Origin of the sequence: Delftia sp. GW456-R20 (genome assembly GCF_001622915.1) — a bacterium.
Classification (GTDB): Bacteria; Pseudomonadota; Gammaproteobacteria; order Burkholderiales; family Burkholderiaceae_C; genus Comamonas; species Comamonas acidovorans.
The window spans coordinates 3,192,641-3,206,645 of sequence record NZ_LWCN01000004.1 but is presented as its reverse complement, the minus strand read 5'-3'; the positions used below and the strand labels follow the sequence as shown (position 1 = coordinate 3,206,645).

The window sequence follows — 14,005 nt, the reverse complement described above, 5'->3', positions numbered from 1 at the left end:
GACCATTCCGCGAAGCCGAGAGAATGCCCAAAAAAACGGCACCCCGCTCGCGCGGGGTGCCTTGCCTATGGGCCAAGCCCCGATATTGTCGGGCTGGCGGGTACTGGCGGGAAGTGCTTATTTCTCCAGCCAGTCGGACAGCTCGTCCGCATGCTCCTGCTCCTGCTCCAGAATGGATTCGATCAGCCGGCGCGTGGTCGGGTCCTTGTCACCGATCAGGTCGATCATCTGGCTGTAGGCCTCGATGGCCACGCGCTCGGCGATGAGGTTGGTGCGGATCATGGCCTTCAGGTCCATCTCGCCGTTGTAGTCGGCGTGGCTGCGCTGGGTCAGCGTCTGGGGATTGAAGTCGGGCTCGCCGCCCAGCTGCACGATGCGCTGGGCCAGCTTGTCGGCGTGGGCCATTTCCTCGTTGGCATGGACGAGGAACTCGTCGGCAATGGCGGGCGAAGCCAGGCCCACGGCCGTGAAGTGGTGGCGCTTGTAGCGCATCACGCACACCAGCTCGGTGGCCAGCGAGTCATTGAGCAGCTTGATGATGTCCTCGCGCCAGGGCCCGAAGTGCGGGGTCACGGCGCCATCGTCCAGGCTGTGCTTGGCGGCCTCCAGGGCCTTGGGGTCCAGCGCCAGGTGGCCGTTGCCGGCGTTGGATTTGGTTTGCTTCGTGGGGGTGCTGTTGGGGTTCATACGTGGTCTCTTCATCGTGGGACGGAAACTACGGCAGGCATGCGCCTATGCGGCTTGTAAACACCTGCCAGCGAAACGGGACCAGGCGGACCGATGTGCCCGCCTGTTGTCTTCCAAGGTAAGTTTTCGGTCGCCTGCTGTCTGTGAGACAAGTCCGCGTCCCCATGCCCGGCCAGCGCGCCCCTGGGTGTCCCTGGCTATCCCGGCGCTACCATGGGCGCTCCACTCCAGGAGCACCCGCATGAACGACACCGCCGCCGCGCCCCGCTCGGCCTATGACTTCGAGGCCACCTCCATCACGGGCCAGGCCGTCCCCCTGTCGGACTACCGCGGCAAGGTGCTGCTCATCGTCAACACCGCCAGCGCCTGCGGCTTCACGCCGCAGTACGCGGGCCTGCAGGCGCTGCATGAGCAGTACGGCGGGCGCGGCCTGGTGGTGCTGGGCTTTCCGTGCAACCAGTTCGGTTCCCAGGAAAAGGGCAGCGAATCGGAAATCGCCAGCTTCTGCGACCTGAACTTTGGCGTGCGCTTTCCGCTCATGGGCAAGATCGACGTCAACGGCGCCAACGCCCACCCGCTGTACCGCTGGCTCACGGCCGAGGCGCCGGGCGTGCTGGGCACCAAGGCCATCAAGTGGAACTTCACCAAATTCCTCGTTGGCCGCGACGGCCAGGTCATCCGCCGCTATGCGCCGCAGGATGCGCCGGCCAAGCTGTCCACGGACATCGAGGCCGCGCTGGCGCCTTGACGCGTTGAGGCGCGTTGATGCGCGCTGATCGCGCCTGTCCATCAGGGTTTCACGCAGGGCCGGCAGCGCGGGCCGGCCGCACGCCATGGTTAGCATGCTCCTTGACATCACAACAAGGAGACAACACCCGTGAAAGCCTTCCGCCGCACCGCCCTCGCCCTGCTCACTGCCTGCACCTTGCCCATGATTGCTACCAGCGCCGCCGCCCAGGAAAAGCCCGTGGTCCAGTTCATCGCCACGGGCGGCACCATCGCCATGAAGATCGACCCGGTCAAGAACGCGCCCGTGCCCGCGATCTCGGGCGACGACCTGCTGGCCACCGTGCCCGACGTGGGCAAGTACGCGCGCATCCAGGTCAACAACCTGTCCAACGTGCCCTCCGACTACATGGACCCGGCCCGCTGGGTGCAGCTCACCCAGGCCGTACAGGCCGCGCTGGCCCGACCTGAGGTGGCTGGCGCCATCGTCTCGCACGGCACGGACACGCTGGAGGAAACCGCCTTCTGGCTGGACCTGACCGTGCAGTCGTCCAAGCCCGTCGTGCTCATCGGCGCGCAGCGCAATGCCTCGGTGTCCGACTTCGACGGCCCGCGCAACCTGCTCAACGCCGTGCGCATCGCCGTGGACCCCAAGGCGCGCGACAAGGGCGCCATGCTGGCCATGAACAACCAGATCAATGCCGCGCGCTACGTCACCAAGACACACACGGCCAACGTGGAGACCTTCCGCTCGGGTGAATTCGGCTTTCTGGGCGAGGTCTACCCGGACCGCGTGAACTTCGCCTCCGCCCCCGCGCGCCGCCAGCACCTGCCCATCCAGGCGCAGACCATGCCCGAGGTGGAAATCTTCCCCATGTACGGCGGCGCCAACGGCCAGGCCGTGCGCCAGGCGGTGGACCGTGGCGTCAAGGGCATCGTCATCGACGCCCTGGGCATGGGCAACATGAACGTCGCCATGCTCGATGCCGCCAAGTACGCCATCGGCAAGAACGTGCCCGTGGTCGTCAGCACGCGCGTGCACAACGGCCGCGTCATGCCCAGCTACGGCTTCGAGGGCGGCGGCAAGACCTCGTTCGAGGCCGGCGCCGTCATGGCCGACGATCTGCGCGCGCCCAAGGCGCGGATCCTGCTGATGCTGGCGCTGCAGTCCGGCGTGACGGGGCAGAAGGACCTGCAGGCGGTATTTGATCGATAGTTCGACCGATAGGCCGCCGCAGCCCGCCGCGCAGGCCCTGGCCTTGCGCGGCATTTCTGGCGGGGCACCGAGGTGGCACACTGGCAGCCTCATATGCCAACCAGGGCGCACCATGCAGGATGACGATCTCGAATACGTGGGCTTCTGGGCCCGCACCGGCGCCGCGCTGATCGACACCGTGATCCTGCTCGTGCTCATGCTTCCGGCCCTGATCTCCATCTATGGCTGGGAATACCTGGAATCCGAAAAACTGCTGCACGGCCCGGCCGATTTCGTCATCTCCTGGGTGCTGCCTGCCATTGCCGTCGTCATCTTCTGGATCAAGAAACAGGCCACGCCGGGCAAGATGCTCATCGCCGCCAGGATCGTGGACGCGCAGACCGGCGCGGACATGAGCACACGGCAGGCCATCATTCGCTACCTGGCCTACTTCGTGTCCATCATCCCGCTGTGCCTGGGGCTGATCTGGGTGGCCTTTGACCCGCGCAAGCAGGGCTGGCACGACAAGATTGCGGGCACCGTGGTGGTCAGGCCCAAGCACCGGGGGGTGCAGCCGGTGAAGTTCCGCTGACACGCACCTCAGGCGCGCCCGCATCGGGCGCTCCGTGCTATTTCAACGGCAGCTCGGATATGGCATCGCGCAGCTGCGCGGCCCGCCCGAAGTTCAGTGCTGCAGCACAGGACAGGCGCCTGATCTCCGTCGCGTTGCCGGCTGCGCCGCCAGCCAGAGAAGCAAGCCAGCTGCATTGGGCATCGCGGTACTGCGTGAATTCCTTGCCGGAGGCGGACAGCCTGGCCTTGGCCTGGGCGGCATATTTGGCATCCTCATCCCATTGTCCCAGTGCGCTGGCTGCCTGTTCCTCGGCCTGCTTCAATGCCTTGTGGCTGTCTGCGAGCCTGCGCGCCAGACAGTCTCGCATTCCGGCCTGGGAGTGGGCACTGCATTCCTCGCGCAAGGCGCGTTCATCGGGTTGAGGAATGATTTCCGTGGCGAGGCTCCACAGAGGAATGCAGGCTGCCAGTGCCAGGGTTGTCAGCTTTATTGTGCGCATGCGACCGCCTTTGCGCTGCGAACCAGCGATAGGGTGTGGTTGAGTTTACGGGCGTAGTTGGGATCGCCGCCGCCGTTGTAGCGTTGCGCCACCATGTTGGTGGAAATGGAGCGCCAGCCTGTAATGACGCGCTGGACGGACGCCTTCTGGTACCTCAAAACCTGCCCCGGCTGTAGCGTGGCCGCTTTGGGGTTGAGTCTCTTGAGTGTCTCTGGGGTGCTGCCCTGCGCCTTTGCAATCTTTTCCAGGCTGTCACCGCGTTTGACTGTGACTTCGTACATCTTCGGATCTGAAGCAGGCACAGTCTGGAACTCGAAATTGGCCATGCGCATGAGCAGATAGCCAATGCCTGCATGAATATTGTGCGTGGGTATGGAGCGAACAGATCCCGTGGTCAGACGGCCCTTCCAGGCGGGCGGCAGAATCAGGTCGCTGCCTTCGTCGTTCGACAGAAATGATGACAGCCCAGGATCTCCGGTGACACCGATTTGCATGGGCTTGGAGTTCCATTGTGAGTTATTGGCGCCAGTTTCAACCCATAGCATAGCCTTGATGAGTTGCCAGTCGAGGGACACGTATCCTGCTGTACTGGAAAGATGGCGGTTGTACTCGTTGACTGCCATTTGAATGTCACAGTCCCAGGCGTTCCACTTTGGGTCACCGACAGCTTTCGTAATGCCTTCTTTCCATTGCTCAAAATCCATTTTTTGAGGTGCTTGAGTCGCCATATAAGTCCTGCCTAAGAGTTTCCCGGTTGGTGTCCGGCATTCTGGCATACAGGAGTTGAGGCCCTTCATTGCAATCCGCGGCGATATGCTGCGGGTGGAGCTATAGCTGCTCATGATCTGGTTGTTGTTTCAATTAAATACATATTGATCTGCTGGTTTTATTGATCCTTTGAGTCCGGCGGCAAGCAAAGGTCTTTCGCGTAAAGATGAACTTCCACCGTTGCATCGGTTGGTATACGAAGCGCAGGCCGTGGCTGTCAACTGTGCTGTTGCTGCGGTCCTGCCAAGAGACCCGCATTCCAGCGTCCATGCCTTGTTCTGCGGCTCGGTCGATGGGGGTTCTTTGGTGATGCCTGAAGACAGGCGCGGCACGAAGTGAGAGTCTGCGTGCAGACCTTGGACCAGGAGTACGGCCGCCCAGCAGAGTTCAGTTGGGTCAAGACCAAGTCGCAGCGATGCTGATGACTTTGGTGGAAGGCGCCGGGTGCTATTGAGGCTCAGATCAGCGAAATGCTACTCAATCAGTTGACCATCGATGTGTGCATGCTGGCTGCCGCGCTATTTCGAGTTGGTAGCGCCGGGCAGCACCCGTCCGCTCCCCGTGGCTCAATCCTCTTCCAACCCCGGCTCGTCCACCACGAAGCCCGAGCCGTCCTCGTCGCAGAACACGCATTGCTGCAAAAAGCTGTCCATGCTGCTGGCGTGGAACCAGATCAGGCCCTGGTCTTCGTCGCAAAGCATGTCGGTCTGGTCGTCCACGCTGGCGGCGGCAAAGCCGCTCAGTTCCATTTCTTCGAGGAACTGCTCCAGGTCCTCGCAGCCTGCAAACAGCTCATGGTCCAGGCTGCCGATGCGGCCCTTGAAGGCGCCGTGCAGCACTTCCACGAAGGGGTTGCCGCCAGGGTCATGGCCAATGACCATGAAGTGCGCGGCAAACAGGTTCTCGCGCTGGTGGTCCTCCACGTCGCAGTGCTCCGAGCCTGCGCGGAAGTGGTGCAGGGTGCGCAGCCAGGCGTGGTTGTCGCCGGTCTCGTCGTCGGCCTGCAGATAGTCCTCGCGGTCGGGCGCCGCTTCGAGCCGGTCGAAGTCCAGGCCGTTCTGCGTGATCAGGAACTGCGCGTAGGCGTCGGAGAAGCCTTGCGCGGCCTGGTACTCGCGCACCGCCTGGGCGTCGGGCAGGGCCAGGCCGAAGGGATTGGGAAAGCGCACTTGCATGGAACGGTCCTTGAAAAGGAGTGAACGGCGGCCACGCAGGCCGTGCCCGCAGGATGGTGCAGGCGTTGGGAGGCAGTTTGGTGACAGTTCCGTATTGAGCTGCAGAGCAGAGCAAAGCAGTGGCACGCAATGACTTCCCATATGTGCGTTGAGCCCAGGCCTGCCTGCTCACACATTGCACAGGTCTCAGACGTATCCGAAAGCACTCATGGAGGCAAGTACCCGTCCACCAGCGCTTGCACCACGTCCGCTTGCAGTACATCCCGCCTGCGCTTGATGGCCTCTCGCTCGCGCAGGCCGGCCATCCATCGCTTGAACGCGACGAAGGTTGCCGGGTGGACGGTATGCATGCGCGCCATGGCTCCATTGCTGGCGACGATGACGGCTGAAAACGGTGGCGCATCCAGCAGCACGTTGGCACGCCTGGCCTGGGCCACCCAGAAGTCTTCCTCGGCGTCGCTGAGTTTGATGGGGTGGGGATCGTCTGCCACACGTTCGCGACGGATGATGTCCACTTCAAAACCGTCTTTGTTGACGGCCGTGTAGAGCTGGCTTTTGCGCAGGCGGAACGTGCTGTCCACCTTCTTCAGTACGCCGAGCATGGAGCTGTCTACGCGGGCGAGTTGCGTGGCAAATTGCAGCCGCTTGCGGGTATCCCACAACAGGTCCATGTCGCGCGTGGCCAGGGCATCTGCCTGTAGCCGCAAGCCGGCTGCTGCCTCGTACGCGTAAAGCGCATGCGTTCCTACCACGCGAAAGTGCGGACTCAGCCCGGTGATCGACAGACGGTTGAGCAGCTCCACCACCAGCGGGTCCACCCTGCCTACGCGCAGCGCGCGATTCAGTCGCTGGTGCTGGGCCAATGCGGCCTTGAGCCCGGCCAAACGCTCGGCGCTTTCCTGTTTGCGCTGCATGAAGCGTTCATAGATGGCTTCGGTTTCCGGCGTGCGAAGACCGAGGCTGGTTTCGGCGCCCGCAGGCGTGGTGCGGATCAGGTAGCTGGATTGAGGAGACGACGCCGGACCCGCATGCCAATACATGCCACCGCGTACTTGAGCCCCTTCATCCCGGGCTTCTTCCAGAGCTTCGAAGGTGGATACGGCGTCTATGTACTGGCGGGCCGCTGATGGCTGGAGGTCTTGCATTTCGGTATTTTTTTGAGAATTTCTCTTTTATACCGAAATTCTTTTAAAAACAACTGCCTAAGAGATTTTGAAACGCTTCGGATCACGAAGAAACCACCAGCCTCGAATGCCCCACGCCACCGCCTTTCTCCACCCGCACCTGCACGGCGATGCGCTCCTTGAGCGCCTCCACGTGGCTGATGATGCCGATCATCTTGCCGCTGTCGTTGAGCCGGTCGAGTGCGTCGAGGGCGATCTCCAGCGTGTCGGCATCGAGCGTGCCGAAGCCTTCGTCGAGGAACAGGGAGTCGATGGAGGTCTTGTGGCTGACCAGGTCCGACAGGGCCAGTGCCAAGGCCAGGCTGACGAGGAAGGCCTCGCCGCCCGATAGCGTGCGCGTGTCGCGCGGGGTGTCGCCCTGCCAGCTGTCGACGATGTCCAGTTCCAGCTCGCCCTCGGGCTTGCGGCGCAGCAGGTAGCGGCCATGCAGGCGCGCCAGGTGGAGGTTGGCCAGGTGCAGCAGGTGGTCCAGGGTGAGGCCCTGGGCGAAGCGCCGGTATTTGTCGCCCTTGGCCGAGCCGATGAGGCCATCCAGGTGCTGCCACAGGTCGCTGTCGCTGGCCTGGGCGGCGATGTGCTCGAACAGGGCCTGCTGGCCCTGGCGGCGGCGCTGGTCATCGGCCAGCTGGGCGCGGGTGCCGCCCAGTTGTTCGCTGAGTGCCGTATGGCGCTCCTGCAGTGTTTGCAGCAGCGCCTGGATGGCTTCGGGTGCCAGGTCGGTCAGGGCCTGGGCCTGCAGATCCGCGTGCTCGCGCTGTGCGGCTTCCAGCAGGGTGGCCGCGCGCTGTTGTGCCGCCTGCAGTTGCTGGCGCAGCGTGGCCAGGCGCTGGCGTTCGGGTGCGGGCAGCAGGGCCTGCAGGTAGGTGGATTCGTCAGCAAAGGGGCTGGCGGCCAGGGCGGCCTGCCATGCGGATTCGGCCTGGGCCGCTTCCTCGCGCTGGCGGGCCAGCGTGGCCTGGGCCTGTTGCTGCTGGCCTTGCAGGGCATCCTGCTGGCGCGTGAGAGCGGCGATGTCGTTGGCGCATTCGGCCAGGGCCTGCGGCAGCTGTTCCACGGGCGGCAAGGGCAGTGAAGGCGGCTCTGCCACAGCCGTATCGGCGGGATGGGGCTGCGCCGTTCTCTGCCCCTCCCACTGTGCCTCCCACTGTGTTTCCGACTGTTTTTTCCAGCGCTGCGCATCGGCCTCGGCCGCCTCGCATTCCTTGCGCTGCAAGGCCATGGATTGGGCCAGTTGCTGCAGGTCGTGCCGGGCCTGTTGCCAGTGCTGCCATTCGGCTTCGCGCGCTTCAAGCCAGGGCTGGGCGTCGTCGGGCAGGGTGTGGCCGGCCTCGCCGAGTGAGGCCTGCAACTGCGCGTTCAGCGCCTGGGCTTCGGCCTGCAGGCCGGCGATGGATTGCTGCAGTTCTTCGCGGCGTGCGCTGTGGTCGGCCAGGGCCTGCTGCTGCAGCGCAAGCTGGCCTTGCGCGGTCTGCAGTGACTGGCGGCTGTGCTGGGCAGCGTCCTTGGCCTGTTGCACGGCCTGCTCGCCTTGCTCGGCGGCCTGCACGGCGCGCTTGAGCGTGTCCAGCTGGCGGGCGCAGGCCTGGGCCGATGCGGCGAGGGTGTCGGCCTGTTGCCAACTGTCTGGCGCGAGCTGCAGGGGTTGCGTGAGGCCCTGCCATGTGTCGTTCCATGTGTCGTGCCAGCGTGCGATGTCCTGTTCCAGTCCGTCGGCCTGGCGCTGGCGTGCAGCCTGCGCGGCCGTGGTGGCGGCCAGCGTGGCGCGGGCGGTTTCGCCCTGGGTTTGCAGGGCGTCGAGTTCATCCTGCTTGCGGCGCAGCGCGGCTTCGGTGGCCGAGGCGTCCAGCGCTTCGTAGGCGGCCACGGCCGGGTGCTCGTGCGCGCCGCACAGCGGGCAGGGCTGGCCGGGCTGCAGGGCGTGGCGGTGCTCGGACAGGCTTTGGATGCGCTGCTCCTGGGCCAGCAGTTTTTGCTTGTCGCGGACCTGTTCTCGCACGTCTATGTAGCGCGTGCGCAGGGCTTGCCAGGTGTCCGTCTGCTGCTGCGCCAGTGCTGTTCCTTCGCGCAATTCCCGGGCCAGTGTCTGTCGCTGGCGCGCAAGTTCGCGGCGCTGCGCGGCCTGGGTTTCTGCCTGGCGCCACAGGTGCAGGCGGTCCTGCTCTGCCTGCTCGCGAGCGCGCAGCTCGGCCATGCCGCCGCTGCCTTGAAGGCGCTGCGCCTGTTCGTCCTGCGCGTGCTGGAGTGCGGCGCTGGCGCAGGCCTGGGCGTCGGTGGCGGCCTGGACCTGGGCCGCGCCGGCTTCGGCGCTTTGCGCCATGCGGGCCTGTTCGGCATCCAGCTTGCGCAGGGCCTGCTGCTGGCTGGCCGCTTGCTGTTGCTGGCTGGCGCGCAGCTTGAACTGCTGGCGCCAGCTGCCCAGGCGCTCGCCCAGCAGGGCATGGGCGGCATGGTGGGTGCAGAACTGTTCCAGCGTTTGGTGCTCGGCCTGCTGGCGGGCCAGGGTGTCTTGCGCGGCCTGGGCCAGGCGGGCGGACAGGGCCTGGGCATGGCGGTGCTGCAGCAGCAGCCGGGCCTGGGTCTGCTGTTCGTGCTCGCGCAGTTGCTGCAGTTGCTGGCGGCTGTCATCGCAGGCGGCGGTGCTGCGCTGCCAGGCCTGGTGCAGCGGCTGCAGCGCCTGCGCGGGCTCGTCATGGGCCAGGCTTTCCAGTTCGGGCGCGGCCTGCTCCAGTGCCTGGGCGGCGTCTGCGCAGCCGGTGCGGGCGGCCTGCAGTGTCTGGGTGGCCTGGGCCAGTTGCTGCTGCCATTGGTGCTGGGCCTGGGTGCGCAGGTAGTCGGTCTGCAATGTAGCCTGCTCCGTCACCAGGCTGTCGGCCTGGGCCTGCAGGGCATCTCGCGCCTCGGGCGTCAGCAACTCCACGCCATCGGCCTGGGCCTTGAGCTGGTCCAGGCGCTGGCGGGCGTCGCGGGCGCGTTCGAAGACTTTCTGCGAGATGAGGCCGTAGATCTCGGTGCCTGTCAGCTCTTCCAGCAGGCCGGCGCGCTCATTGGCATTGGCTTGCAGAAAAGCCGCAAAGCCGCCCTGTGCCAGCAGCATGGACTTGGTGAAGCGCTCGAAGTCCAGCCCGGTGATGGCGGCGGTCTGCTCCAGCTTGTCGCGCGTCTGGCTGCTGAGGATGCTGCCGTCGCCCCGGGCCAGTTCCACCTTGGGCGCCTGCAGTGCGCCATCAAGCCTGTCGCGTGCGCGGCGCTGGCTCCAGAAGGCGCGGTAGACCTGCCCCTTGACCTCGAATTCGACCTCGGCCAGGCAGTCGGCCGTGTGGCGCGTCATGAGGTCGTTGGCCGATGCCGAGATGTTGTTCAGCCTGGGTGTCTTGTGGTAGAGCGCCAGGCAGATGGCATCGAGCAGGGTGGACTTGCCCGCGCCCGTGGCCCCGGTGATGGCGAACAGGCCGTTGCCCGCGAACGGTGCCTGCGTGAAATCGATGCGCCATTCGCCCTTGAGCGAGTTGAGGTTCTTGAGCCGCAGCGTAAGGATCTTCATGCGCGGGCCTCCTTGCCGTGTTCGCCGGCGCCTGGCTGGGGCGCATCGAGCCCGGCCACCACTTCCTGGTAGCGCCGGGTGAGGGCCTGGGCCAGGCCGGGCTCCAGTGTTTCCAGCGCCAGGCGGCGCTCGAAGACGTCGGCGGGGCTGATCTCGTGCAGCGACTCGCCGGCGGCGGCGGCCATGCCGGCCACCGCCCGGCCGCGCTGGCGCCGCACGCGCAGCAGCTCCACGGGCAGCTCATCGGCCAGGGCCTGCACGCGGTCGGTGAGCTGGGGCAGGTAGTCGTCCTGCTCCACCACCACCTCCAGCCACACGGGCCGTGCAGGGCTGCCGGCCTGGGCGGCGGTGCGCATCAGATCCGGCAAGGCGGTCAGGCTGCCTGCCACCGAGGCCATGGGCTGAAAGCAGGGAACGGGCAGCGGCGTGACGGACTGCAGCCCTTCGGGGCCCAGGTCCACCAGCAGCATCTGCTTGGACTGGCGGGCCTCGTCAAAGCTCAGCGCAATGGGCGAGCCGCTGTAGCGGATGTGCTCCAGGCCGCCCACTTTCTGCGGCTGGTGGATGTGGCCCAGGGCCACGTAGTCGGCGGGCGGAAAGGCCGAGGTGGGGAAGGCGTCCAGCGATCCCACGTAGATCTCGCGCACGGACTCGCTGCTGCTGGCGCCCACGGTGGTGAGATGGCCCGTGGCGATGATGGGCAGGCGCTGGCCGGATGCGGCGGCCAGCGCGTCACGGCGTGCCATGGCGGCGTCGTGCACGCTGCGGTAGCAGGACTCGATGGCGGCCTGCAGCGCCTGCTGCTTTTGCTCGGCGCTTTGGCCGGGCTGGCTCAGCACCAGGTCGCGCGGGCGCATGAAGGGCAGGGCGCAGACGATGCAGCCGGGCGCGGCCGGCTGCCCCGGCCGGCGCCGCAGCGGCAACTCGACCACGTGGCTGGCCGTCTCGCCCACGGCGGCAACCACGGTGGTGTCCAGGCAGGCCAGCAGCTCGCGGTTCTCTGCCAGCGTGGCCACGGAGTCGTGGTTGCCGCCCAGCAGCAGCAGGGCCACGCCCGCCGCATGCAGGCGAACCACCAGCTGGCTGTACAGCTCGCGCGCATAGCTGGGCGGCGCGCCGGTGTCGAAGATATCGCCCGCGATGAGCACGGCATCCACCGCCTGGGCATCGACCTGCTCCAGCAGCCAGTCGATGAGCGCAGCGTGCTCGGCCTGGCGGCTCTTGCCCATGAAGTGCTGGCCCAGGTGCCAGTCGGAAGTGTGAAGAAGGCGCATGGTTTCGGTATCGCGGTATCGGTGCAATGTCCGCCGGCTGTGGCGGGGGCGACAGTATGGTCGCTGGCGCGCATGGGTGACAGCAGGACGGCGTGCCGCAGCTAACATCCCGGTTCGCATCAACCAAGGAGACACAGGCATGTTCAGCCACGTCATGGTCGGGGTCAACGACCTCGAAAAATCCAAGCAGTTCTACGACGCATTCCTGGGAGCGCTCGGCATTGCGCCGGGCATGGCCAACAAGAACCGCTATTTCTACCGCAGCGCGGGCGGCACGTTTGCCATTTCCACACCGATCAACGGCGAGTCTGCCTGCCACGGCAATGGCGCGACCATCGGCTTTGCGACGCAGTCGCCCGAGCAGGCCGACGCGGCCCATGCCGCCGCCGTGGCAGCCGGGGGCGTGACCTGCGAGGATCCGCCCGGCTGGCGCGAGGCTTCGCCCGGTGGCCGGCTGTACTTGGCCTATGTGCGGGATCTGGATGGCAACAAGCTGTGCCTGTTGCATCGGCCGCCGAAGGCCTGAGCGAATACCGCATCCCGGCATATACAAACCCCTCTGCGCCATACTCCCGCCCGAACGCGCCCGCCGGGCGCTCACCCCCAAGGAGAATGCGTGCAATCAGCAAGTGACCAGTGGTTCGACGAGGCGTACTACCAGCGCTACTACTTCGACAAGAAGACCAGCGTGGTCGATACCGAGCATGTGAACCGTCTGGGCGCTTTCGTCTGTTCCTACCTGAGTTATGTGCGCGTGCCCGTGCGCCGCGTGCTGGATGTGGGCTGCGGCATCGGTCTGTGGCGCGAGGCGGTGCAGCGCCACTTCCCCGGTGCCAGCTACCACGGCGTGGAGTTCAGCGAGTACCTGTGCGGGCGCTTCGGTTGGGAGCGCGGCTCGGTGGTGGACTATGCGGCGCATGATCCTGCAGAGCCCTTCGATCTGGTGATCTGCCAGGGCGTGCTGCCCTATCTGAGCCCGCCGGATCTCAAGCGCGCGCTGGCCAATCTGGGGCGGTTGAGCCGAGGCGGTCTGTATGTGGAGGCGGTGGCGCGCGAGGATTACGAACGCGGCGTGATCGATGAGGATCTGACCGATCCGCGCCTGTTCCGCCACCGGGCCGATCTGTACCGGCGCGGGCTGGCCGAGCATTTCAAGGAACTGGGCGGCGGCGTGTGGCTGAGCCGCCGCGCCGAGCTGCCGCTGTTCGAGCTGGAAAGCGTGGGATGAGCCTGGAAATGTCAGCTGTGCCTGCTTCGGCGCAGGATGCCTGCGTGCCTCTGTCCTATCTGCGCGGCGTGGACTCCGGCGTGGCGCCGCATGCGGTCTCGCGGCTGCGCACGCAGCGGCTGGCGCGCAGCACGCGGCCGTTTCTGTCGCGCGGCGGGCCGCGCGGCGAGCGCTGCGAGGGTTGCCGGCTGCGGCCTTCGCACTGCCTTTGCGCGCTGCGTCCCATGCTGCCGACGCGGGCGGGCTTTTGCCTGCTGATGCACGATGCCGAGCCGCTCAAGCCCAGCAACACGGGCTGGCTGATCGCCGATGTGGTGGAGCAGACGCACGCCTTCGGCTGGGCGCGAACCGAGGCCGATGCGGGCCTGCTGGCCTTGCTCGATGACCCGCAGTGGCAGCCCTATGTGGTGTTTCCCGGCGAGTTCGTGGAGCCGCCGCAGCGCGTGGTGCATGCGCTGCCGGCGCCCCGGGCCGGAGCCCAGGCCGGGACTGAACCGCACCCAGGCCGGCGCCCGCTGTTCATCCTGCTGGACGCGACCTGGCCCGAGGCGCGCAAGATGTTCCGCAAGAGCCCTTACCTGGACCGCTTTCCGGTGCTGAGCCTGCACCCGGACCAGGTGTCGCAGTACCGTCTGCGCCGCTCCCAGCGCGAAGACCATTTCTGCACCAGCGAGGTGGCGGCCCTGTGCCTGGAGCTGACGGGCGACGGCGGCGACCGGCGCGCAGGCCGCGCGCTGGAGAGCTACCTGGCGCTGTTCACCGAGCACTATCTGCGCGCCAAGAACCAGCAGCCAGTGCAGGCAGACAGTGACGCGCGCCGTGGTCTGCAGGACGCGATCTCTTCCGTTTGTCCGCCTGCTTGTTAAAAACGATAGCGGAAGATGCTGGTGTTCATTGGGATTGGTGGCGTTTTGTTCCAAATTGTTGACGGCGCATCCAACTCCCCTTGCCCTGTGTTCGCCATTGGCTCAACAGGGCGGCGCAGGGCGGCGTGAGGCCGGGCGCAGCAGCGGCGGCGACAACTTCCTGTTACGTTCCGGCCGCGGTGCGCTGCCCATACTCGCGGCGTGCGATGAGAGGTGGACAGGCGGCGGGGCGGGGTGACCCAGGATTCCAGGCCGAATGTCCATCGAACCTGGCCCGCAGGCGGTGAT

General features: G+C 66.1%; 13 protein-coding genes. 6 read left to right on the top strand and 7 right to left on the bottom strand.

Annotation, left to right across the window (positions count from 1 at the left end; genetic code table 11):
* Positions 1-117: 117 nt before the first annotated feature.
* Positions 118-687, bottom strand: coding sequence for a ferritin-like domain-containing protein (locus A4F85_RS19670; RefSeq protein ID WP_063327504.1), 570 nt, complete (start codon positions 685-687; stop codon positions 118-120).
* 241 nt (positions 688-928) lie between these two features.
* Here A4F85_RS19670 and A4F85_RS19665 point away from each other — a divergent pair, with 241 nt between their 5' ends.
* The 3 genes from A4F85_RS19665 (at position 929) to A4F85_RS19655 (ending at position 3,200) form a co-directional block, all read left to right on the top strand.
* A complete protein-coding gene (locus A4F85_RS19665; RefSeq protein WP_063327503.1) occupies positions 929-1,435 on the top strand; it encodes a glutathione peroxidase in 507 nt (168 codons plus the stop codon).
* A 129-nt stretch (positions 1,436-1,564) separates the two neighbouring features.
* The gene (locus A4F85_RS19660) at positions 1,565-2,629 is read left to right on the top strand and encodes an asparaginase (protein ID WP_013804565.1); all 1,065 of its coding nucleotides are present in this window, start codon (positions 1,565-1,567) and stop codon (positions 2,627-2,629) included.
* Between the two features lie 112 nt (positions 2,630-2,741).
* Complete coding sequence (locus A4F85_RS19655) at positions 2,742-3,200, top strand: RDD family protein (RefSeq protein ID WP_012202823.1); 459 nt, start codon at positions 2,742-2,744, stop codon at positions 3,198-3,200.
* A gap of 37 nt (positions 3,201-3,237) precedes the next feature.
* Here the strand turns inward: A4F85_RS19655 and A4F85_RS19650 are convergent, their stop codons facing one another.
* The 6 genes from A4F85_RS19650 to sbcD all read right to left on the bottom strand — a co-directional run bounded on the left by A4F85_RS19650 (position 3,238) and on the right by sbcD (position 11,623).
* Positions 3,238-3,681, bottom strand: a complete 444-nt coding sequence (locus A4F85_RS19650) for a lysozyme inhibitor LprI family protein (RefSeq protein ID WP_063327502.1) — start codon at positions 3,679-3,681, stop codon at positions 3,238-3,240.
* Positions 3,669-4,409, bottom strand: a complete 741-nt coding sequence (locus tag A4F85_RS19645) for a LysM peptidoglycan-binding domain-containing protein (protein ID WP_063328038.1) — start codon at positions 4,407-4,409, stop codon at positions 3,669-3,671. The genes A4F85_RS19650 and A4F85_RS19645 overlap by 13 nt, the downstream gene beginning before the upstream one ends.
* 606 nt (positions 4,410-5,015) lie before the next feature.
* A complete protein-coding gene (locus A4F85_RS19640; RefSeq protein WP_063327501.1) occupies positions 5,016-5,624 on the bottom strand; it encodes a hypothetical protein in 609 nt (202 codons plus the stop codon).
* A 206-nt stretch (positions 5,625-5,830) separates the two neighbouring features.
* Positions 5,831-6,769 carry a GSU2403 family nucleotidyltransferase fold protein gene (locus A4F85_RS19635; protein WP_034366888.1) on the bottom strand — a complete coding sequence of 313 codons (939 nt, stop codon included), beginning with the start codon at positions 6,767-6,769 and terminating at the stop codon, positions 5,831-5,833.
* A gap of 82 nt (positions 6,770-6,851) precedes the next feature.
* Positions 6,852-10,349, bottom strand: a complete 3,498-nt coding sequence (locus A4F85_RS31265; protein WP_063327500.1) for an AAA family ATPase — start codon at positions 10,347-10,349, stop codon at positions 6,852-6,854.
* Complete coding sequence (gene sbcD / locus A4F85_RS19625) at positions 10,346-11,623, bottom strand: exonuclease subunit SbcD (RefSeq protein ID WP_063327499.1); 1,278 nt, start codon at positions 11,621-11,623, stop codon at positions 10,346-10,348. The genes A4F85_RS31265 and sbcD overlap by 4 nt, the downstream gene beginning before the upstream one ends.
* Positions 11,624-11,762: 139 nt before the next feature.
* Here sbcD and A4F85_RS19620 point away from each other — a divergent pair, with 139 nt between their 5' ends.
* From A4F85_RS19620 to A4F85_RS19610, 3 genes are all read left to right on the top strand, one after another.
* Positions 11,763-12,149, top strand: coding sequence for a VOC family protein (locus A4F85_RS19620; protein WP_047326371.1), 387 nt, complete (start codon positions 11,763-11,765; stop codon positions 12,147-12,149).
* Positions 12,150-12,239: 90 nt separating this feature from the next.
* Positions 12,240-12,851, top strand: a complete 612-nt coding sequence (locus tag A4F85_RS19615; protein WP_013804555.1) for a class I SAM-dependent DNA methyltransferase — start codon at positions 12,240-12,242, stop codon at positions 12,849-12,851.
* A gap of 8 nt (positions 12,852-12,859) precedes the next feature.
* Positions 12,860-13,717 (top strand): tRNA-uridine aminocarboxypropyltransferase, encoded by an 858-nt coding sequence (locus A4F85_RS19610; RefSeq protein WP_197485501.1) that lies wholly within the window; start codon positions 12,860-12,862, stop codon positions 13,715-13,717.
* Positions 13,718-14,005 lie beyond the last annotated feature (288 nt).

Bases quoted from the DNA above. Each gene is read 5' to 3' on its own strand.
- A4F85_RS19620 (WP_047326371.1), top strand. From the start codon at position 11,763: ATGTTCAGCCACGTCATGGTCGGGGTCAACGACCTCGAAAAATCCAAG.
- A4F85_RS19665 (WP_063327503.1), top strand. From the start codon at position 929: ATGAACGACACCGCCGCCGCGCCCCGCTCGGCCTATGACTTCGAGGCC.
- A4F85_RS19635 (WP_034366888.1), bottom strand. From the start codon at position 6,769: ATGCAAGACCTCCAGCCATCAGCGGCCCGCCAGTACATAGACGCCGTA.
- A4F85_RS31265 (WP_063327500.1), bottom strand. From the start codon at position 10,349: ATGAAGATCCTTACGCTGCGGCTCAAGAACCTCAACTCGCTCAAGGGC.
- A4F85_RS19640 (WP_063327501.1), bottom strand. From the start codon at position 5,624: ATGCAAGTGCGCTTTCCCAATCCCTTCGGCCTGGCCCTGCCCGACGCC.
- A4F85_RS19645 (WP_063328038.1), bottom strand. From the start codon at position 4,409: ATGGCGACTCAAGCACCTCAAAAAATGGATTTTGAGCAATGGAAAGAA.
- A4F85_RS19655 (WP_012202823.1), top strand. From the start codon at position 2,742: ATGCAGGATGACGATCTCGAATACGTGGGCTTCTGGGCCCGCACCGGC.
- A4F85_RS19670 (WP_063327504.1), bottom strand. From the start codon at position 687: ATGAACCCCAACAGCACCCCCACGAAGCAAACCAAATCCAACGCCGGC.
- sbcD (WP_063327499.1), bottom strand. From the start codon at position 11,623: ATGCGCCTTCTTCACACTTCCGACTGGCACCTGGGCCAGCACTTCATG.
- A4F85_RS19650 (WP_063327502.1), bottom strand. From the start codon at position 3,681: ATGCGCACAATAAAGCTGACAACCCTGGCACTGGCAGCCTGCATTCCT.
- A4F85_RS19610 (WP_197485501.1), top strand. From the start codon at position 12,860: ATGTCAGCTGTGCCTGCTTCGGCGCAGGATGCCTGCGTGCCTCTGTCC.